Below are 20231 nucleotides of genomic sequence, written 5' to 3' on the forward strand. Positions count from 1 at the left end.
ATGTATATAGGTGGTTGTGGTTTTGGCGCGTGGGTGCGGGCGCTGGCGGCGCTGACCGTCACAGGGATGGTGTGTGCGCTCACTCCTGCGGTGGCGCAGGCTGCGCCCAGTACGTCGTCGGGGAGTTTGTGGGCCGGCCCGGTGCGGGCCGGCGCCGGTGCGGTGGTGCATCCCTCGTTCGCGCTGCGGACAAGGGTGGCTGCGGTCAAGCCTGCCGAGCCGGGGGATCACCTGCAGGTGAGCGTGGGTGACAAGACGTATCCGGCGCCCACAGCAGGGTCGTGGGCGTGTTCGACCGGGGTGTGGGTCCTGCAGCTCGAGCGTAAGAGCCTGGAGGAGACTCACGACGGGTCGACGGTCTACCCGCTGTGTTCGGCCGGTGACGCGACCAAGCTCAAGGACGCGCTGGTGAAAATCGGCGACGAGCAGATCACCGTCGTGAACACTCTCAACCGCGGACCGGGTGGGGATTCGCGGACTCTGCCAGGGCTGGGTGACGCGTTGAGCAAGATCGGTGTACCCGCGCAGCAGTTTGCGTCGATCGACCTGGCCAAGACGTCGTTCTCCGTATTCGGGATCCCTGGCTTGTCGTCGGGGCAGGCCCACACCGCGACACAACCCCTGGTCGATGAAGCGAACGAAGCTGCCGGCAGTGCCACCGCGGCCAGTATCAACGGCACGCTTATCCCGGACAACCACGGCAACTTCACCCTCACCATGCAGGACTACGTCACTTATGACATCGCGGCGGGCGGGGCGATCGTGCTCGACGGTCACGCCTACCCGGTGCCGGGCAGGCCGAGCGGGTTCAGTGGCGGGTTCCATCTGCTGGTCGTCGATCGCCGCACCCTCGCGCCGGTATCGGACACCCTGTACGCGACGAACAACGATCAGGGCGAGCAGTACCGGATGGGGAGCGACCTGGCTCGGCTCAGGGCCGCGGACAACCAGTCCGTGCTGGTGTTCCTCGCCACGGTCGGTGACCCGGTCGGCGGTAGTGCACTGTCGCCCGGTCCGATCGATCTTCCGAAGCCGTGCGTCGGGAGCGCGGCGTTCACGGTCACGTGTACCTACCGACCGACGGGTGATGAGCAGGACGGTTCCGAGCAGCAGTTCACCGTCCCGCGTCAGATGGGCGGCTACCCCGTCTCCCAGCTACAGATCCGACTGCAGGGCGCTTACGGCAATCAGGCCGATGACGGTGGCCAGGGAGGCGACCCCAACCGAGTGACCACCACTCAGCTACCGATTGGCGCGGATGCACAGGTCAAACCCGGCCAGACCCTTTATGTCGAGGTGGGCGGGACGGGCGCCGGCGGCGGGCGGCGCGACGGTGGACGCGGAGGTTGGAACGGGGGCGGTAACGGCGGCAGCAGCGGGCCGTATGCCTCGTACGGATGGCCTGGGGGCGGCGGCGGCGGCGCGTCGGATGTTCGCACCATGTCCCGCGCGACCGGCAACTCCACCGCCTCCCTGGACTCGCGGTTGATCGTGGCGGCCGGCGGAGGGGGTGCTGGTGGCGACTCTCATGACGCGGGCGCGGGCGGTGACGGTGGCGATGCCGGCAGCAGCGGCTCCAACGGGGTGCCCGGAAACCGCAGCACCGGATACGGCGGTGGTGGACACCCGGGGACCGCCACCCAGGGCGGAACGGCGGGGGACGGCGCCCTGACCGGGTACACGGCGGGCACGCTGGGTGTGGGCGGTGCCGGAACGTATACCGACGACAATTTCGGCGCCAGTGGCGGAGGGGGCGGCGGCTATTTCGGCGGGGGAGGCGGCGGAACGGGCCGACACCGCGGCGGCGGCGGCGCCGGTGGTGGTGGCGGCGGGTCGGATCTGGTGCCGGCCGGTGGCACGGTGGCGCCGGTGATCACCCATGAGCCGGCGGAGGTCTCTGTCAGCTATTCGGTGCCCTACGGCACGCTGGGTGCGGCGCTGCGACCGTTCGGCGCCACCCCGAGCGTGATCAACGGGCTGGGCACTTCACCACGGTATGCGCTGGTCGGCATGTTGGCCCCGCCCCAAGACATCGCGAATGGACTGTCGCTGGACTCACCCGAGGCCAGCCCGCAGATTGCGAAGGGCTCGACCGGGCAGCTACAGGGTGTGCTGGAACGCGGTCAGCAGAACATGTGGTACTCCTCGCTCACCTCGAATGCTCCGGTCATGGAGGACGGAAATCAGCCGAGCGTGACGAACTATGGCCTGTACAAGGTCATCGCTCAGGCGCCGAAACACTGGCCGCTACCCGCGCCCGGCCCGGAGTACGACGCTCAGCAGAAAGCATTGACCTACCTGAGTCAGCAGACCTGCGGCGATGAGTGCACGAACATCCGTGATCAGTACAACGCCAACCAGAACACCATCCTTACCTGGCAGAAGGCGATGGATCCCAAGGGCGGGGTGGCGTACAAGTCCGGTCTCGGGTTCGACAAGCGCGCGTTCGGCGCAGTGAAAGCACAGTTGAACACCGAACTGGGCGATGTGTTCGTGGTGGATGGCCTCAAGGCTGGAATGCGCACTCTGCTCAGCGATCAGCAGCAGATGTTGCAGCCCACGTTGAAAAGCGTTTATGCCCAGGTCCGTGAATCGATCCCGGAGGTCGCAGACAACACCAAACTAGGCGTCTCGATCGCCAGCTTCATTCTGGAACTTTTCACCATCGCCGCCGAAATAACCGGGCAACACGAAATCGGTGCTGCCCTCGGCGTTGTGAACGCCGTCCTGAAGTTCAGCACCGAACTGGCCGATGAGCCCAACGGCGACGGGAAGGACCTGCTCAGCACCACGGTCGACAAACTCGGGGAGAAGACAGCCCTGACGTTCGCCGCGGCACTGACCAGCCTTTCGCAGACGTTCAATTACGTCTACGACGACTGGGGCAAGCTATCCGTGGTCGCCGACGGGCTCCTTCATCACGAGCCGGAGTGGGACGTGAGCGCGGCGGACGCCGGGCAGTACGTCACGGTTGCGACCAACGCCATCAGGCTCAGTTACTACCGCGCGCTGGTCCCGCTTGTCTACAACCATCGCTACGAAGCGCAGGGAGCGCCAACAGATGACCTTCAAAAATGGTGCGTGGACTCGTCGGTCACGTTCAGTAAGAGGGTGTGCCAGGCCTACGCATCGGGAAAATACTACAAATTTGCCTATCCGAGTAGTGCCTATGGATTCAAGGTCGCGGCTCCTGCACTGAACTTCAAACCAGCCCACGACATCATCCTGGTCTCTAGCCTAGACAGAGTTCCCTCACCGCTGCCGACCGAGCTGATGAAGCAGATGACCGAATCCGGCTTGTACGCGCCGTACCTCTTTCTACGTTGGCGACTGGAACACAACATCACCTGCCAGGTCGGCATCTCCATCAACCGGGCAACCAAATGCGTCGACGATGACGGCCCTGTCTTCGGCGCACACCCACCGACCATCACCACATCGCAGTTACCAGCTGCGACCGTGGGACGGCCATACCGAGCCGTACTCAACGCCACCGGCGGTGGTGCGCCGGACTGGTCGCTGGCGCCGGGTGAGCAGTTGCCGGCCGGCCTTGCGTTGAGCCGCGGCGGCATGCTCTCCGGCACCCCCACCCGGGCCGGTCAATACCGGTTCACGGTCACCGTCGGCAGCCGGCTCAAGGCGAGCCTCGATCTCACCGTGCGCGCTGCCGGCCCTGGGGCGTCCGCACCGCGCCCTACCTCCTCGCAGGGCCCTGCACCTGCGCGTACGACCGCCGCTTCGTCGTCGCAGCGCCAGTCGCCTACGAGCAAGGCTGCTGCGTCCTCGCAGGGCCAAGCGCCGGCGAACACCACGGCTGCCGTGTCCTCACAGAGCCCAGCGCCCGTGCGCACGACCGCCGCTGCGTCCCCGCAGAGCCAGTCGCCCACGAGCAAGGCTGCTGCGCCCTCGCAGGGCCGGGCGCTGGCGAACAGCACGCACGCTGCGTCCTCGCAGAGCCGGGGGCCGGCGTACAAGCTGCCGTTGCTGATCCTGGCCGGCCTGCTGTTGCTGGCTGGCGCGGTGCTGGCTGCGGCGCGGTGGCGAAGGCGTGTTTAGCGACTCGTCGAAGTAAACGTCTCACGACTGCCGTTCAGGCGCCTGAGTGCGGCGAGCCTGCGGCACTCGGTGCCGGAGCACGGTGCGATCCGCAGTCGCCCGGTGGTTCTGGAGTGGACCTAGGTCCATTGTGACTGCACTCGCCGTGGATCAAAATGAAGTTGCTGAGGAGGAACCCCCTTCTCTCACAATTGACAGGAGCATTCCGTGGTTGATCACGAGGCAGAGAACAAGGCCCTCGCAGCAGTAGTTGCACGTGGTTGGGGCGACGCGGATTTCCACGCGGAGCTGATGGCCGACCCGACTGCAGTCCTGAAGGCCAACGGAGTACACGTACCGGACGGGAAGCGGGTGGTAGTGGTCGAAGACGACGACACCGTCCTGCACATCACGATCCCGCAGCGCCCGTCGGAGCTGACTGACGAAGAACTCGACTCTGTCGCGGGCGGGTACCTGAGTTTCCCGTGCGCCACCAAAGACGGGCCCATCTGGTAGGACGCACGCGGGCTGTCGGATTCATCGAATAAGAGGGGTGGGCTGTGGCCACAGCTAAGTTCCGCGCAAACGCTATGGCACATCTCTCGAGCCCGGAGCAACTGGACGGCCTCGTGCGGGTAACGCGGCCGCGCAGCTGGGTTGTTCTCGGAGCCGTCGGGCTGGTCCTGGTCGCGTTTGTGGCATGGACGCTGTTCGGGACCACGCGGACGACTTTCCCGGGGCCCGGCGTTCTCCTTACCCAGTACGGAACGTTCAACAGCGTCACGCCGCAAGCCGGCCAGGTCACCCGGGTCCTGGTATCGGCGGGTGACGAAGTCAGAGCCGGTCAGGGCCTTGCCACTCTTCAGACCGACGGTGGGAAAGGCCTCACCATCAAGGCTCTGACCGACGGGCGGATCGAAGAGATGCTTGCCTATCCCAGCGATCAACTGAAGGTCGGTTCGCCGATCGCAACAATTCAGCCCCGCGATCAGGAATTACATGCGTTCGTCTACGTGCCCGTCACCGGTCGTCAGCCCATCAAGAAAGGTATGACAGTTCAACTCTCGGTGACCACCGTGCCCGCTGAGGAATACGGGCTCCTTCTCGGCACCGTCGAGAAGGTCGGCAGCTTCCCAGTGACCCGAGCCGGCGTCGACGCGCTGTTGAACAATCCCGACATCGCCTCATTGGTCATTGCAGCGGGCCCCGTCATCCAGGTGGAGGTGAAGCTGAGGGCATCATCGGCCACGCCATCGGGCCTGTCCTGGACCTCCGGTAGCGGTCCACCCGAACCACTCAGTGCCGGCACCTTGGTCAACGCGTCGGTGATCACCGCAGTTCGGCACCCGATCTCGTTGTTGTTTCCCTCCGCCCGGTCACCGCAGTGAGCGTGACACAGGAGTCGGCGGCGCCCGCGATCCGCAAGAAGCGGCGGGAGAGTACGCCGACCGTCCTGCAGATGGAGTCCGCCGAGTGTGGCGCCGCGTCGTTGCGGATGATCCTGGCTCACTACGGTCTATGGGTTCCTCTGGACGAACTGCGCCAAGTGAGCGGCGTCTCTCGCGATGGCGTCAAGGCCAGCAATATCGTCAAGGCCGCTCGCACCTACGGGATGACGGCAAAAGGTGTCCGTCACGACTTGGACGAGCTGCGATCCGGTCCTCTACCGGTGATCGTGTTCTGGGACTTCAACCACTTCCTCGTCGTGGAGGGCTACGCACCTGGCCGGTGGTTCCTCAACGACCCGGGTCACGGTTCGAGAGTGGTCACCGAGGAGGAGTTCGATCGTTCGTTCACGGGCGTCGTCCTTCAGATAGCACCCGGCCCGGACTTTCGACGAGGCGGCTCGCCACCGAACGTCCTCGCGGATCTCGCGCGTCGGTTGCGGCATTCGCTCGGTGGTCTTGTGTTCGCGGTGCTCGCCGGCCTAGGTCTGGTGATCCCGGGGCTCGCGGCGGCTGTCCTGACGAAGGCGTTCGTCGATCAGGTCCTGGTCGCGGATCAACCGGGCGCGATCTGGCCCATTCTGGGGCTGCTGGCCGGTGCCGCGGTCGCCATCATCGTGCTCGCTGCCTTGCGCGCCCACTATCTGCTCCGCCTGGAGACCAAGCTCTCCCTGCACAGCTCAAGCGTCTTCCTCTGGCACATCCTGCGGCTTCCGGTCGCCTTCTACGCCCAACGCTCGCCCGGCGAAGTTGCTGGGCGGGTACCTCGCAATGATCGCCTTGCGATTCTGTTGTCCACCGAAGTCGCAGCAGCGCTGATCGACTCCGTCGTCGTCGTCTTCTACTTCATCGTCATGTTCGGCTACAGCAGCGCGCTGACGCTCGTCGGCGTCGCCGCAGCTGTCGTCAACGTCCTGGTCCTGCGCTCGGTCGGCCGGCGGCGACGGGAGGGCAACCTGCGGGTGCTGCAAGATCGCGGAGCACTGCTGGGCAGCGCGATGAGCGGCCTGAAGTCGATCGAGTCGGTCAAGGCAGCAGGCAGGGAATCCGACTTGTTCACGCGGGTTGCTGGACTGCACGCCAAGACGGTGCGGGGCACTCAGGAGCTCGGCGCGGCATCCCTTCCGCTCTTCGTCGTTCCTCCACTTCTGGCCGCATTGACGACGGTCGCGATCCTCGGCTGGGGCGGGTTGTCCGTCGTCAACGGTGCGCTGAGCCTCGGCACCCTGATCGCTTTTCAGACGCTGATGACGCGCTCCTCAGAACCGATCGGTCGATTCGTCCAACTGGGCGGCTCGCTGCAGGAGATCAGTGGAGACCTGGAACGGCTCAACGATGTACTGGCCAACCCGGTAGACGACCTCATCGACGCGTTCGACAGTTCGGAGGGGGTGACACCAGCTCCCGCTCGGTTGGTCGGCCAGCTGGAGTTGAGGGATGTCACCTTCGGGTACAGCCTGCTGGAGCCGCCGTTGCTGAACAACGTGAGCTTGGTGGTGCGACCGGGCAGTAGGGTCGCCGTTGTCGGCGGATCAGGCAGTGGGAAGTCGACCGTCGCTCGACTCGTGGCAGGCCTCTACCGACCATGGAGCGGTCAGATCCTCTTCGACGGTAGGCCCCGCGACCAGTGGCCGCTCGACACGATCACCGCCTCCGTGGCTCTCGTCGACCAGAGCATCACGCTGTTCAGCGGCACGGTGCGGGACAACCTCTCGCTCTGGGACGACACCGTCGCGGAGCAGCAGATGGTCCATGCGGCGCAAGACGCCGGCATCCACAACCAGATCGCTCAACGCCCGGACGGTTACCTCACCACGGTGCGTGAGGGCGGATCGAACTTCAGCGGGGGCGAAGCGCAACGGCTGGATATCGCGCGAGCTCTCGTGGGCGATCCACGGATCCTCATCCTCGACGAGGCGACCAGCGCGCTCGATCCACACACCGAGGAACTGATCGATCGGAACATTCGCCGACGGGGGTGCACCACACTGATCATCGCGCACCGCCTGAGCACTATTCGAGATTGCGATGAGATCGTCGTGATGGACCGCGGTCACATCGTCGAGCGCGGCACGCACGAGCAGATGATCGGCTGTGATGGCCCCTACAGCCGACTATTTCCCGCAGATATCGCCGTGCGCAGATGACCACCATCGAGCAGGATGCGCTCGGAGGTGACTCGGGCGGGCGGCGACAAGTCGGCGCGGATCATCCGCTCGTGTTGTCCGGAGCCGGATCCTCGTGGCGTGTCACCAGCGGCATTGTCGAGGTCTTCGCGGTCGCGGCATCGGACAGCCCGGACCTTGCACGCTTGCACCTGATGACCGCGACCCCGGGCACACTTCTGTTCGGCTCCCACGAGGAGGCTGACCACGATTTTCGACTGCTCGCCGTCGGCGGACCTGACTCCACGGTTCAGATCGTTCCGATCGTCTCCGATGAAGCGCAAGAAGCTCGTCGCCGGTGGTTCGCCGAACTCGCGGGGTCCCTCGTAGGCGGTTCTGTCACCGCGGCACGAGTAGCTGACGCATCTGGTTCCGAAGCGCAGGAGATGACCCTGAACCGGGCCATTGCGCACCGACGCGAGCAGATCGAGTCTGAGGATTTCGCGCGGGTGTCCGCGCAACGTGCCACCCGCGGTGGTGCACTCGCAGCCGGCCTCGAGCAGCTCGGGTCATTGCTCAGATCGGATGGCGACCAGCCACCGCGCACGAAAACCGGCGAGTCAGTCCTGGTCGGCGCATTCCAAGTGGTGGCGAACGCTCAAGGAGTTTCGCTCACGATGCCGTCCTCGGGTGCTGCGGATGAGGACCCGTTGACCGCCCTTGCCCGCTCCTGTGGTCTGCGAACCCGACGGGTCCGACTCGACGAGGATTGGTGGCGTCAGGACTGCGGGCCGATGCTTGCGTTCCTTGAAGTCGGACATCATCCGGTAGCACTGGTTCCAGTCGGATCCGGGCGGTATCAACTCGTCGATACAGCGGCGTCTGCCCGACGGCCGGTCGACGGTCCTCTTGCTGCGAGCCTCGAACGCGACGCATTCGTGATCTACCGGCCGCTGCCCGATGGCCCGTTGAGCATCAGGACATTACTGAGGGCCGGGCTCGCCGAGACCCGAGCGGACCTGCTCATGCTCGTCGGTCTCACCTGTGGTTCGGGGTTGTTGGCGTTGGCCGTGCCGTTGGTCACGGGCCAGATAGTCGGCAGCGTGATTCCAGGGGCCAACCGTTCCCAGCTCGTGCAATTGACGGCGGCACTTCTGGTGGCGACCGTCGCGGGTGCGCTGTTCCAACTGGCTACCTCCATCGCCGTACTACGGGTGCAGGGCAGACTTGATCGCTACCTCGGCCCGGCCATCTGGGGAAGGCTGCTCGCCCTCCCGACGTCATTCTTCCGCCGCTACAGCGCAGGTGACCTCGCTCATCGCGTGCTGTCGAGCGAGTCGATGGTGCAGCTCATCAGCGGATCGGCCGTCACGTCCGTTCTGGGCGGTACCTTCTCGATCTTCAGCTTCGGTCTCATTTGGTTCTACAGCGTGCAGTTGGGAATCGCGGCCACGATTCTTCTCGCCATGATGATCGTCGTGACCATCCTGGCTGGTCGAGTGCAGTTGCATCGGATGCAGGCGGTCGAGGACCTCGCCGGCCAGTTGAACGGGATGCTGCTGGAGTTCGTCAGCGGGATCAGCAAGCTGCGGGTTGCCGGCGTGCAGGAGAAGGCCTTCTATCGCTGGGCTGAGCTCTTCACCGCCAAGCGTCGGCATTGGAACTCCGTGCGAAGCGTGGAGAACCTCACGGGCGTCGTGACCGCGGCGTTTCCAGTTGTTTCCGCGATCGTCTTGTTCGCGGTCGTGGGGTTGAGCCCGCGGTCGACGCTGTCGCCGGGCGCGTTCCTGGCCGCCAACGCCGCCTACGCTCAAGTTGCTGTCGCGATGGTGACGATGGCCAACTCGTTCAACCTCGTGGTGCGCACACTGCCTGGTCTGCAGCACCTACGGCCGATCCTCGCGGAGGTACCCGAGGAAGACGTCGCGAAATTCGACCCCGGCATCCTTGAGGGCAGGATCGAGTTCAGCAGTGTCTCCTTCCGATATCAGCCCGATGGGCCACTGGTACTGGACGACGTCTCCATCCGGGTTGCGGCAGGAAGCTCGATCGCGCTCGTCGGACCATCCGGGTCGGGTAAGTCCACGCTCGGCAGATTGCTCCTCGGCTTTGAGGAACCGGAGCACGGTGCAGTCTTCTTCGACGACCAGGACCTGTCCGGTTTGGATATCCGTGCCGTGCGTCGCCAACTGGGCGTGGTGCTGCAGTCGGTGGAACTGCTGCCGGGCAGTGTTCTTACCAACATCATCGGATCGGCGGTGAACCTGACGGTTGATGACGCGTGGCGTGCCGCGGAGAGGGCGGGGCTCGCAGGTGACCTGCGCGCCATGCCAATGGGCATGTACACCGCGGTCAGCGAGGGCGGATCCACGTTTTCCGGTGGTCAACGCCAGCGTTTGTTGATTGCTCGAGCTCTGGCCGGGAGTCCGCGGATCCTGCTGTTCGATGAGGCGACAAGCGCCTTGGACAATGCGACGCAGGCCGTCGTCGCCGAGAGTCTCGTCAAGGTGCGCGCGACCCGCATCCTCATCGCCCACCGGTTGAGCACCGTGATGGACGCCGACCGTATCTACTACCTGGAACAGGGCCGGATCGTCGAAGACGGATCGTACGACGAACTGATGGCGCTGAACGGCGCGTTCGCCTCGCAGGCACGTCGCCAATTGACGTGAACGATCGATATCGACGATCCGCAAACGGCCCGATGAGAGAGTGCAGACAAGCATGACAGACCCAGCAACGCCTACCCCTGAGGATCGGCGTCGGGTCAGTGCCGTGCGCGCGGATCACGCGTGGGCGCTCGATCCGCGCGTCGTGCTGCGTGTCGTCCCGAGAGATGGCGTCTACGTACTTCGCGGTGAGGACACTGTGCTGCTGCGCGGTGCTGCGTACGAGGCCGTCGCGCCGCTCATCAATGGTCGACGGACGTCGGATGATGTGGTGGATGCATTGGACGGAACACTTCCCGCTGCACAGGTGTACTTCGCGATCCAGCGGATGCAACAACGGGGGATTCTTGTTCCGACTGCGACGCAGGAGAAGCTTGTCGAGCGGGCCTGGTGGCTCGAGCTGGGTGCGGACCCGGGTGCAGCCGTCGATGCGATGCGCAGCACTGTGCAGATCTGTGCGACCGAGGGGGTTGACCCCGAAACTGTCGACGCCGCGGCGAGCTGCCTGGAAGCGGCGGGCGTCCAGGTGCTGACCTCCAGGCACCTGCCGACACTTGAGTTGGAGTCTCCGGATATTTTGCTGGTATTCGCGGGCGACTACACCGACACCGACCTTGCAGCAGTCAATCGAGTCTGCCTGGCAGCCCATGTCACCTGGTTCCTGGTATGGCCCGGTGCGCGCCGGCTCTGGCTCGGGCCCCTGTTCAGGGATGGTGACTCGCCGTGCTGGGAATGTCTCATGGCGCGCAGGCACTCGCATCGACGCGTCGCGTCGTTTCTTTCATCGCTTCCAGGCGGCGATCCGATCGTGATGCCGACAGTCACGACTCCGGCAGCAGTTCAGTTGACCGCCCGGATCGCCGCGATGGAAGTCGTGAAGATCCTTGGTGGGTTGAGCAGGCCCACCGTCGAGGGTGCGCCAGGAGACTCTGCGGTGCTGACGGAACTGGACATTGTGGACTGGAGCGCGACGCAGCACGTCCTGGTCCGTCGACCGCAGTGCGGCGCCTGCGGAGATCCCACACCACGCCCGACGACCCCGATCAGACCGACAGCCGAACCGGTACATGACGGCAGAGAAGGGGATTTCCGGACCGTTACGGCGGACGAGACCTTCCGTCGGTACCGACACCATGTCAGTGCGATCACGGGAGTGGCCAGCATGCTCGAACCGGTGCGCACGCCGGATCCAGGGATGCATGTCTGGCACTCTGGCGCTAACCTCGGTCTGCCCATAAGGAGCCTGCTCCAACTGCGGCGCAGCCTGCGGGCGTCTACTGCCGGTAAGGGGACCACAGCGGCGCAGGCCAGAGTGGGCGCGCTGAGTGAGGCACTGGAGCGCTATTCGGGGATGAGCACCGGCGACGAGCAGCGTGTCAGAGGGTCGATGCGCAGTCTGGGCAGTTCGGCGATTCATCCGAATGCGTGCATGCTCTTCAGCGCCGCCCAACTGAAGGATGCCGAACGGCTCAACGCGGCAGATTCCTGGTTCAATTTCGTCCCCGCCCGCTTCGATGAGGACACGGTCACGGACTGGACCCCGCTATGGTCACTGTCCTGGGAACAGCAGGTGCTCCTACCGACCGGGAGCCTATACTTCGGTGGCTCCCGTGAGCCGAACTCGGGTGTTTTCGCGGACTCGAACGGCTGCGCTGCGGGTAACACCCTGACCGAGGCGATCCTGCAGGGCACCCTGGAACTGGTGGAGCGCGACTCGGTGGCCCTCTGGTGGTACAACCGGTTGCGCAAGCCAGGTGTGGATCTCGTCGGGATGGGTGACCCGTGGGTCCAGGAACTGATCGCGAGCTATCGGGCGCGCGGGCGTGAGGTGTGGGCGCTGGATCTGACCACTGATCTCGAGATCCCCACCATCGCGGCGTTCTCACGCCGGGTGGACCACCCGACCGAGCGGATCCTGATGGCGTTCGGGGCTCACCTCGACAGTCGCCTGGCCGTGCTGCGGGCGCTCACCGAACTCAATCAGATGGCTTTCACCGGTGATGATCCGAGCAGCGCGGATGCCGGACTGGATCGGGATATGGAGAGCTGGATGAGCACGGCAACGGTCGCCAATCAGCCGTACCTGCTGCCCGATCCGGCCGCGCCCACGTGGCGGGCGACAGACCATCCGAACCGAGTCGATGAAGACCTCGCAGCGAATGTCCTGCTCTGTCGTCAACGGCTGGAACGGGCCGGCCTCGCCATGCACGTACTGGACCAAACGCGCCCCGACATCGGGATGCCGGTCGTGCGTGTCGTCGTGCCGGGCATCCGCCCGTTCTGGTCCCGACTGGCTCCCGGACGTCTTTACGACGTGCCGGTCGAACGCGGGTGGCTCGACGCACCCACCGCCGAGGCCGATCTCAACCCCATTGCGATGTTCCTGTGAGTGTGCCGTTGATGATTGCGCTGCGCCCCGAGGTGGAGCGCCGGACGAGGATCGGCGCCGACGGCGAAGAGATCGAGATGCTGGAGGCCAGGTGGGGGGCGCTGGCCCTCCCGCGCGCAGGCACTCCCGAACGGGCTCCCGTCGACCTGCTCATCAGGAGGCCGGCGACGCCTTCCGAGTGCGAGGCATCGGTCGCCCCGACGGGGACGACAGGCCTGGCGAGATGGATGTTTTGGGCTGCCCGGGCCAGCCGGCGTGGCTTTCTCAGCTACCGTCTGCTGACCCCTGACGGCACGCTGGTCGCGGATGTGGTGCCGACCTCGCCGGAGGCTCCGAATCTCATGCTGGGCCCTCCTGCCGCACCCTGTCCGGCCCGGTTGCAGCTGTCCCAATTCGCGGTACTTCACCGGGGCCCGCGCGGCATGATTCTGGAGTCGCCCTGCGCGAATATGCGAGCCGAATTGACGGTGGCTGCTGTGGCGGTGATCGCTGCCTTCGTCGTGCCGATCACACCGGCTGACGCTGCCGACACGGTTCTTGTCACGCCCGGCTTCGGCGCCGCGCAGCTCGATACTCTGGTCGCCGTCCTCCTTCGGGCGGGCCTCCTGGCCGAGGTCGGCGATGACGACCTGCTCGCCGAAGATCGTGATCCAGCACTGTCGCAATGGGAATTTCACGACCTGCTCCTGCACGACCGTAGTCGGATGGCCCATCCGGATGAGCCGCGCGGCGGAACATACCGATTCGCTGGTGCGCGACCCGCCCCTGCTGCTGCGGGGGACCGTGAGCGCACCGCGAGCGGGTCGGGCACGGACTCCAGGGTCATCCTTCCCCCGCCGGATCTGGCGGCTGTGATGGCCGCTGATCCCCCCTTCGCGCAGGTGATGGAGGACCGTTCCTCCCGACGTAACCTGAGCCCGCTCACCATTGCCCAGCTGAGCGAATTCCTGTACCGGACGATGAGGGTCCGAGGGTGGCGAGGCACGGTCGAGCAGGCGGACAGCTACCCGAGGCCATCGCGCCCCTACCCAGCTGCCGGTGGCCTGTATGAACTCACCACGTATCTGGCAGTCGCCGACTGCGAAGGATTGCCCGCCGGGCTCTATCGTTACGACCCCTTCGACCACGAACTGATCCTCGTGACCCCGTCCAACCCGGATGTCGATCGACTGCTGCGTGAAGGGGGAGGGGCAGCCACCCTGACGACTCCACCGCCCGTTCTCGTGATCCTCGCGGCAGATTTTCGTCGCCTCAGCTGGAAATACGAAGGCATTGCCTATGCGCTGACACTGAAGAACGTCGGCGTGCTCTTCGCGACGATGCAACTCGCGGCAACCGCGATGGGCCTCGGCAGTTGTCCGGTCGGAGCTGGGGACTCTTTCCTCTTTGCTCGTACCGCGGGAACCCGCCTTTACGAGGAATCCTCGGTCGGTGAATTTCTGCTGGGAACGTGATGGTGCTCCCCACTGCTCAGCCTTTTCGGTAGAGCACGTCCGTCACGGCGGCTTCGTCGCTGAACACCGGGAGAACATCGTTGATGCTGTTGATCGGGCCGTAGTCGTTGAGACAGATCGCGAACGCGAGTCGGTGTCCGGCGAGGGTGTCCACATACCCGGCGAGGGTCTGCGCCTTGAGTTTTCCATCGAGCAGTGTCGTGCCGGTCTTGGCGTAGACGTGTCCCTTGGCGGCGAGGTCGGTGCCGGTGTGGGCGAGCGAGCCATCGACGCCGAGAACGGGAAGTGCGTTCTGGTAGATCCCTGCGACGTTGGTGTGGCTCATCATGGTGAGCAGCTTGACGATCGCGAGAGGGGTGGCGCGGCTGTCCGGGCTGCCACTGCCGTTGGAGGGGAAGTCGAAGCCGCTCGCCGGCACGCCCATACCTATGACGGCTTTGCGTTCCGCCGCGAGCGCGCCGGACCGGGTCTTGTCTCCCTGAGTCAGTCCGAACTGGGTCAGCGCGAGGTTGGCACCGAGGTTCAGACTTACCTTCAGGATGAGCTTCGCCTGGTGCGCGTAGGTCGGTGAGATCAGGGCGGCGACACGGCTCGTGCTCGGATAACTCGTCGAGGCGGGAAGCGTGGCGGTCGGGTTCGGCCCCACGGTGGGTGTGGCAACCTTGACGCCGATGCGTTGTAAGGCCTGGATGAACGCGGTGCGGGCGAAGGCTTCGGGATCCTCGACGCGGAACGTGCCCACGTAGCTGCGGTCGCCGGACAGCGGTGCCCGATAGTCAACGGGGATGGTGCCGCTCACTCTCGCGGTACAGCCGACCGTGGCAGCGCAGGTCACGAGACCGGTCACAGATTGGCCGTTTGATGCTTTGACGTCGGGCACCGAGACGGTCGGTGTGGTTCCCGCCGCGGTCGTGCGCACGCTGCTGATCACTTTCAACGCGGCTGTCTTGGGCCGGTATTGCAGCGTGGCGGGCTGTCCGGGGCGGGTCGGCGTGATGGTGACGTCGACCATGTTCTCGTTGAGCATGGTCGGGGTGATGAGCAGGTCGTTGTTCGGCACTCGGTAGGCGGGAAAGAGCCGGTCGTCGATCACGACATCGCCGTCGACAGTGGTGATACCGGCGGCTCTGACCTGCCGGGCCAGTTGATCCACGCCGGCAAGCGGGTCCTGTGGGGTCAGGCTCGCGGTGCCGAGGTTGTTCGCGTCATTGTGATCGAAGTCGGTGTAGGCCAGAGCGCCATTGGCGGTGCGTCGTCCGCCGAGCGTGAGATCGCCGGCGCCGACCAGGTTGAGGTTGCCGTGCAGCACACCGGCTGTGTCGAGCGTGCCGGTGCGGTAGACGGGGGTTGTCGTGCGGTGGTCGGGGCCCAACGTCTTCAGAGCGAGTCCGACCGAGAACAGCTTGCGCACCGATCCGGTGAACGCCAATGTGTCGGGATGCTCGGTGTAGAGCGACTTCCCGGTGCCCAGGTCGGCGACCACCACGCTCCAGCTTGCTTTGGAATAGCGCGCATTGCCGGTGATTGCGTTGATCTCACTGGTGAGATCGCTTGGTGCGGCTGCAGTGCTGCGCCCTGTGTTCGGCGGTGGCACGGTGCTCGAGCGTGGCGCCGCGCCCGAGCCGTTCGTCGTGCACGCGCTCACGGTGGCCAGGACCCCGACGGCGACCGTTGAGGTGCGCCACCGCGATCTGCGGGCGGTCACGACACGGCCTGCTGGATCGCGGCGGCCACAGCCGCTACGTCGTTGCCTGCCTGACCGATGCCGGTCTGTACATCGGGGTAGGTGCCGCTGCTCATGGCTATGTCGAACACCAGTTGGCGACCGTCGGAGGTCGTCATGAATCCGGCGAGCCGCTGGACGTTGAACAGCGCCCTGTCGTTGCCCGGATCGAGGTGCGCGCTGGTGCCGGTTTTGGCCTGAATTTTGCCCTTGGCGGGGCTGTTTGCTCCACTGCTGGCCAGCGTCCCGCTCTCGCCCAAGACCGGTTGTCCTGCCTTCAGCGTCGCTCCCCACGGTTGCGTCTGAGTCCAGCGCAGGTACGTGACCATCTGCGCGGGCGATGCTGAGGCCGGGTCAGCGCCCTGCCCGTCGATGAGCACGACGTCGGCGGCGGTCAGGCCGGCCTTGTCGACCATGGCGCGGATCGGCTTGAGCCCGGCTAAGCAGTCGGTGGAGCCCTGATGGACGGCGAGCAGACAGAGCATGGCGTTGGCGCCCGTGTTGTAGCTGGTCTTCAGGATCAGCGAACCGAAGGCGGACAGCGGGGGCGAGGTGAATTTCGCCACCTGTCGGGTGGGCTGGTAGCTGCTCTTGGAGGGCAACTGGTCTGCGGGATTGGTGGCCAACGGGTCAGCGGTCACGGTGACGCCGGCGCGTTTGAGTGACTCGATGAACAACGTACGGGCCCACGACGCCGGGTCTGGGATGCGGTAGATGGTCAGCCGTGGCCCGGCACTGGCCCCGATGGTGCCGGTGACTACCAGTCGGTGCGGTTGGCGTGTGTCGGGCTCGACCTGCAGTGCCACCTTCGAGCCGGCCCCGGTCTTGACCTTCGAGATCACTTGGTAGGCCGTGGTGACCGGGCTGGTGGCGATGGCTGCGAGGGCACCGGACGCGCCGGGAGTGACGGTTATATCGAGCACATTGTCGTTGATGAACATCGGCTGGACGGTGCCTTCCCCTCCGGCGAAGGGTTGCCACAGTCTGTCGTCGATGAGCACGTTGCCGCTGACCTTCCGAATTCCCTTCGCGGCGATTTGTTGCGTGAGGCTGTCCAGACCGGCGAGCGGGTGGCCGAGGGGTTTGACGGCATTGGGTGCGAGGTCGCCGTAGACGTGGTCGATGTGTGCCTCGTTGAACGACTCGTCGGCCCGACCCTGCGGTGCGTTGCGACCGCCCATCGTCAGGTCCCCGGAAGCAACGAGTGCCAGGTTGCCGTGCAGGACACCGTTGGTCACGGTACCGGTCGCGTAGACCGGAGTGGTGAGCTTGGTGTTGGTGCCGATCGTGTTGTATGCCGCTCCGACGGTGAACTGCTTCGCAGTCGAGGCAGTGAACGCCATCTCCGAGGGCCTGTTGGCGAGCAGCACCTTGCCGGTCTTCAGGTCGCTGACCTCGTAGGTCCAACGGGCGCCCTGATATGCAGGCTTGGCCATGATCTTCTGAGCCGACGCCGGCAGCGACACCGCGCGCGCTGTGTCGGATGAGCTTGCCGGGCTGGACGAGCCGGCGGGCGAGGTGGGCGTCTGACCACCGCCGCTGGAACAGGCGGTGGCCGTACAGGCGACCACGAGGATCGCCATACCGAATCGAGTGCGCATTCAACCAGAGTGCTCCGACGCCGTTCATAACCCCATAGACCCAAGTCGCCTTCTCAGAGGCGACCTAGGTCATGCGCGCTGTATCGCAGCAGCATGCGACCAGTCGGATCGCGCGCTGCGCATGGAGTGAAACTCTCACCAGATCGACGACTCAGGTCTATCGGCAATCGGATGTTGTGGCGACATGATGTGAGACATGGCACCCCGACCCGGAACACCTATGGCGGCCGGCCGGATGGGCGGGCACACTTCGATGGTGAACGCCGCCCCGGAATGGCCATCTCTCACGCAGCGGCCGCTGCGACGCGCGCTGGTGCTGTTGGTGGCAGCGATGGCAGTGATCGGAGTCCTCGAGATCGCCTCCGCCGTCACATCCGAAGCGGGTGGGCAACGGTGGATGGGGGTCGCGTACGTGGCGGCCAGCTTGGTCTATGTGGCGGCCGGGGTGCTGGCCTGGGCGCGACGTCCGAGCAACCGCTTCGGATCCCTGATCGTGTTCGGCGGTTTCATGATGCTGGTCGGGCGGCTGGACGCCTTCGGGATTCCCCTACTCAGCGCGGTGAGCGTGATGTTGGCGACGTTGCCTCTGGCGGTGCTGGTGCATGTGCTGCATGCATTCCCCTCCGGTCGCCTCCCGTCGCGGGCATCGCGACTGACCGTCCTCGCGGTTTATATGGTCTCGCTGGTCTTGCAGGCGCCGCTTTATCTGTTCACCGCAGACCATGCGCCCGTCGAAATGCTCGTGGTCGCAGATCGGCCGGACCTGGCCGAGTTGGGCCATTTGGTTCAAAGCGGGGTCGGCGCCGCTGTGATGGTGTCCACCACCTACATTCTCGCCAGCCGGCTGCGCCGCGCGGAACCGCGACGACGTCTGATCCTGGCGCCGTTGTACGGCTATGGCATCGTGGCGGTGTTGTTCATCCCAGTCAGTGCAAACCTTCTGCCGAGCTCGTTTTCGCCTGACTGGGTGTTCTGGGCACAGCTGGTTGCAGTGACCGGTGCACCGGTGGCGTTCACCATCGCCCTGCTGTTCGGCGGCTTCGCCCGTACCGGTGGGATCGAGGAACTCGGTGCCTGGCTGAGCACAGCCGAGGGTAGCCGCAGCTCACTGCGTACCGCACTAGCACGGGTGTTGGGCGACGACTCGGCGCAGCTTTTTTTCTGGGCGTCCGCCCGCCAGGCGTATGTGAATGCAGACGGTGACCTCGTCGATTTGGCGGCGGACGATCAACGCGGCTTGGTCGAAATTGCACTGGCCGGTGAGCGGGTCGGCGCCATCAACTACGACATCACGCTCAATAGTGATCCGGCGCCAGTTCGCGCGGCTGGACGGGTGATCGCCATCGTGGTCGATCGAGAGAGAGTCGCTGCGGAGTTGCGCGCCAGTCGGCAGGCGGTGCGCCGCTCACGGGCCAGGATCGTCGAGGCGGGCGATATCGAACGGCGGCGCATCGCCCGCGATCTGCACGATGGACTGCAGATGCGCCTGGTGCTGCTGGCCATGCAGGCACAACAGGTCGCTGCCTACCCGGACATATCGCCCGACGCGCACGACGCGGCCATCGCGTTACGAGTCGGCATCGACTCAGCAGCCGCGGAGCTGCGCGATCTGGTGCACGCGGTACTTCCTGCGGCACTGATCGAGCGTGGGCTGTGCGCGGCCACCGAAGACCTCGTGGATCGACTGCCCATCCGCACGGAGCTAGAGATGACCATTGCCGATCACAGCCTCCCACCCGTGGTCGAGAGCACCGCTTACTTCGTGGTCGCTGAAGCGCTGACCAACGCACTCAAGCACGCCCAGGCCACTGCGTTGACAGTGTGCCTGGACCGCATCGGTGACCACCTGCGTATCCAGGTGACAGACGATGGGGTCGGCGGCGCACACAACGAGGGCGGGACCCGGTTGCGGGGGTTGGCCGATCGCGTTGACACCCTCGGTGGACGTCTGGACGTGCACAGTCCACGGGGCCACGGCACCCGGATTACCGCGGAGCTGCCATGCGTATCGTGATCTGCGAAGACGAATCCCTGTTGCGACGAGGCCTTACCCATGTTCTGGAACACAACGGATACGAGGTCATAGCCGCCACCGCAGACGCGAGTGAGCTGGTCCGGCACGTCGACGAACGCGAGCCGGATCTGGTCATCACCGACATCCGAATGCCGCCGGACTACACCGACGAGGGGCTGCAGGCTGCGCTGAAAATTCGTTCCTTGCATCCGACGATCGGCATCGTCGTGCTGTCCCAGTACGTCCAGCGCCGATATGCGGTGGAACTGGTCGCCGGGAGCACCGGCGCAGTTGGCTATCTGCTGAAGCAACGCATCGCCGACATTCCGACGTTCTGCGCCGACCTGGAACGCGTCGCCGCCGGCGGTACGGTGTTGGATCCTGAAGTGGTCGCGTTGATGGTCGCTCGCGCCGACCGGGAGCGCCCCCCGGTGCGACGGCTCACCCCACGTCAACAGCAGGTGCTCGCGTTGATGGCCGAAGGTCGCACCAACGCGTCGATCGCCCACCACCTGACCATCACCGAAAAGGCAGTGGTACAGCACGTCTCACGCATTTATGACCATCTGACCCTCCCGCCCAGCCAGGATGACCACCGCCGGGTGCTTGCCGTCATCCACTATCTAGCGCAATAGCGCCAGCGACAGCATTGCAGTCCGTCCCGGGCCTCACTGGGCGGATTCGACGGTGTTCGGCATGTCGTTCATGCGCGGGCAAGCGCAACGGATCAGAACGCCAAGGTTGAAATCTGATTTGATCCCAGTCGCCCACTCGTAAGAAATGGCCCCTGACCAGC

The 20231-nt window shown here is 65.2% G+C and carries 11 protein-coding genes; 9 read left to right on the forward strand and 2 right to left on the reverse strand.

The window, feature by feature from the left end:
- From V3G39_09555 to V3G39_09585, 7 genes are all read left to right on the forward strand, one after another.
- Positions 1 to 4056, forward strand: coding sequence for a glycine-rich protein (locus V3G39_09555; GenBank protein XAS74919.1), 4056 nt, complete (start codon positions 1 to 3; stop codon positions 4054 to 4056).
- A 207-nt stretch (positions 4057 to 4263) separates the two neighbouring features.
- On the forward strand, positions 4264 to 4551 hold the full coding sequence (locus V3G39_09560; protein XAS74920.1) for an NHLP leader peptide family RiPP precursor: 288 nt from the start codon (positions 4264 to 4266) through the stop codon (positions 4549 to 4551).
- Between the two features lie 74 nt (positions 4552 to 4625).
- A complete protein-coding gene (locus V3G39_09565; GenBank protein ID XAS74921.1) occupies positions 4626 to 5423 on the forward strand; it encodes an HlyD family efflux transporter periplasmic adaptor subunit in 798 nt (265 codons plus the stop codon).
- Positions 5420 to 7627, forward strand: coding sequence for an NHLP family bacteriocin export ABC transporter peptidase/permease/ATPase subunit (locus V3G39_09570; GenBank protein ID XAS74922.1), 2208 nt, complete (start codon positions 5420 to 5422; stop codon positions 7625 to 7627). The genes V3G39_09565 and V3G39_09570 overlap by 4 nt, the downstream gene beginning before the upstream one ends.
- On the forward strand, positions 7624 to 10257 hold the full coding sequence (locus V3G39_09575) for an NHLP bacteriocin export ABC transporter permease/ATPase subunit (GenBank protein XAS74923.1): 2634 nt from the start codon (positions 7624 to 7626) through the stop codon (positions 10255 to 10257). Before V3G39_09570 ends, V3G39_09575 begins: the two co-directional genes overlap by 4 nt.
- A 52-nt stretch (positions 10258 to 10309) precedes the next feature.
- Positions 10310 to 12643, forward strand: coding sequence for a TOMM precursor leader peptide-binding protein (locus V3G39_09580; GenBank protein ID XAS74924.1), 2334 nt, complete (start codon positions 10310 to 10312; stop codon positions 12641 to 12643).
- Entirely contained in the window at positions 12640 to 14097 is a 1458-nt protein-coding gene (locus tag V3G39_09585; GenBank protein ID XAS74925.1) for a SagB family peptide dehydrogenase, read from the forward strand. Before V3G39_09580 ends, V3G39_09585 begins: the two co-directional genes overlap by 4 nt.
- A gap of 16 nt (positions 14098 to 14113) precedes the next feature.
- On the opposite strand, the gene V3G39_09590 is transcribed toward V3G39_09585, so the two are convergent.
- Together V3G39_09590 and dacB are read right to left on the reverse strand one after the other, a co-directional pair.
- On the reverse strand, positions 14114 to 15802 hold the full coding sequence (locus V3G39_09590) for a D-alanyl-D-alanine carboxypeptidase (GenBank protein XAS74926.1): 1689 nt from the start codon (positions 15800 to 15802) through the stop codon (positions 14114 to 14116).
- A complete protein-coding gene (dacB, locus tag V3G39_09595) occupies positions 15799 to 17421 on the reverse strand; it encodes a D-alanyl-D-alanine carboxypeptidase/D-alanyl-D-alanine-endopeptidase (protein ID XAS74927.1) in 1623 nt (540 codons plus the stop codon). Before dacB ends, V3G39_09590 begins: the two co-directional genes overlap by 4 nt.
- A gap of 196 nt (positions 17422 to 17617) precedes the next feature.
- Between dacB and V3G39_09600 the strand changes: the two genes are divergently transcribed.
- Positions 17618 to 19435 (forward strand): ATP-binding protein, encoded by a 1818-nt coding sequence (locus V3G39_09600; GenBank protein ID XAS74928.1) that lies wholly within the window; start codon positions 17618 to 17620, stop codon positions 19433 to 19435.
- Positions 19423 to 20070 carry a response regulator transcription factor gene (locus V3G39_09605; protein XAS74929.1) on the forward strand — a complete coding sequence of 216 codons (648 nt, stop codon included), beginning with the start codon at positions 19423 to 19425 and terminating at the stop codon, positions 20068 to 20070. The genes V3G39_09600 and V3G39_09605 overlap by 13 nt, the downstream gene beginning before the upstream one ends.
- Positions 20071 to 20231: the final 161 nt, after the last annotated feature.

Source organism: Dermatophilaceae bacterium Sec6.4, from assembly GCA_039636865.1.
In the GTDB taxonomy this organism is placed as follows: domain Bacteria; phylum Actinomycetota; class Actinomycetes; order Actinomycetales; family Dermatophilaceae; genus Allobranchiibius.

Bases quoted from the DNA above. Each gene is read 5' to 3' on its own strand.
- V3G39_09555 (XAS74919.1), top strand. From the start codon at position 1: ATGTATATAGGTGGTTGTGGTTTTGGCGCGTGGGTGCGGGCGCTGGCG.
- V3G39_09565 (XAS74921.1), top strand. From the start codon at position 4,626: ATGGCACATCTCTCGAGCCCGGAGCAACTGGACGGCCTCGTGCGGGTA.
- V3G39_09575 (XAS74923.1), top strand. From the start codon at position 7,624: ATGACCACCATCGAGCAGGATGCGCTCGGAGGTGACTCGGGCGGGCGG.
- V3G39_09580 (XAS74924.1), top strand. From the start codon at position 10,310: ATGACAGACCCAGCAACGCCTACCCCTGAGGATCGGCGTCGGGTCAGT.
- dacB (XAS74927.1), bottom strand. From the start codon at position 17,421: ATGCGCACTCGATTCGGTATGGCGATCCTCGTGGTCGCCTGTACGGCC.
- V3G39_09600 (XAS74928.1), top strand. From the start codon at position 17,618: ATGGCACCCCGACCCGGAACACCTATGGCGGCCGGCCGGATGGGCGGG.
- V3G39_09605 (XAS74929.1), top strand. From the start codon at position 19,423: ATGCGTATCGTGATCTGCGAAGACGAATCCCTGTTGCGACGAGGCCTT.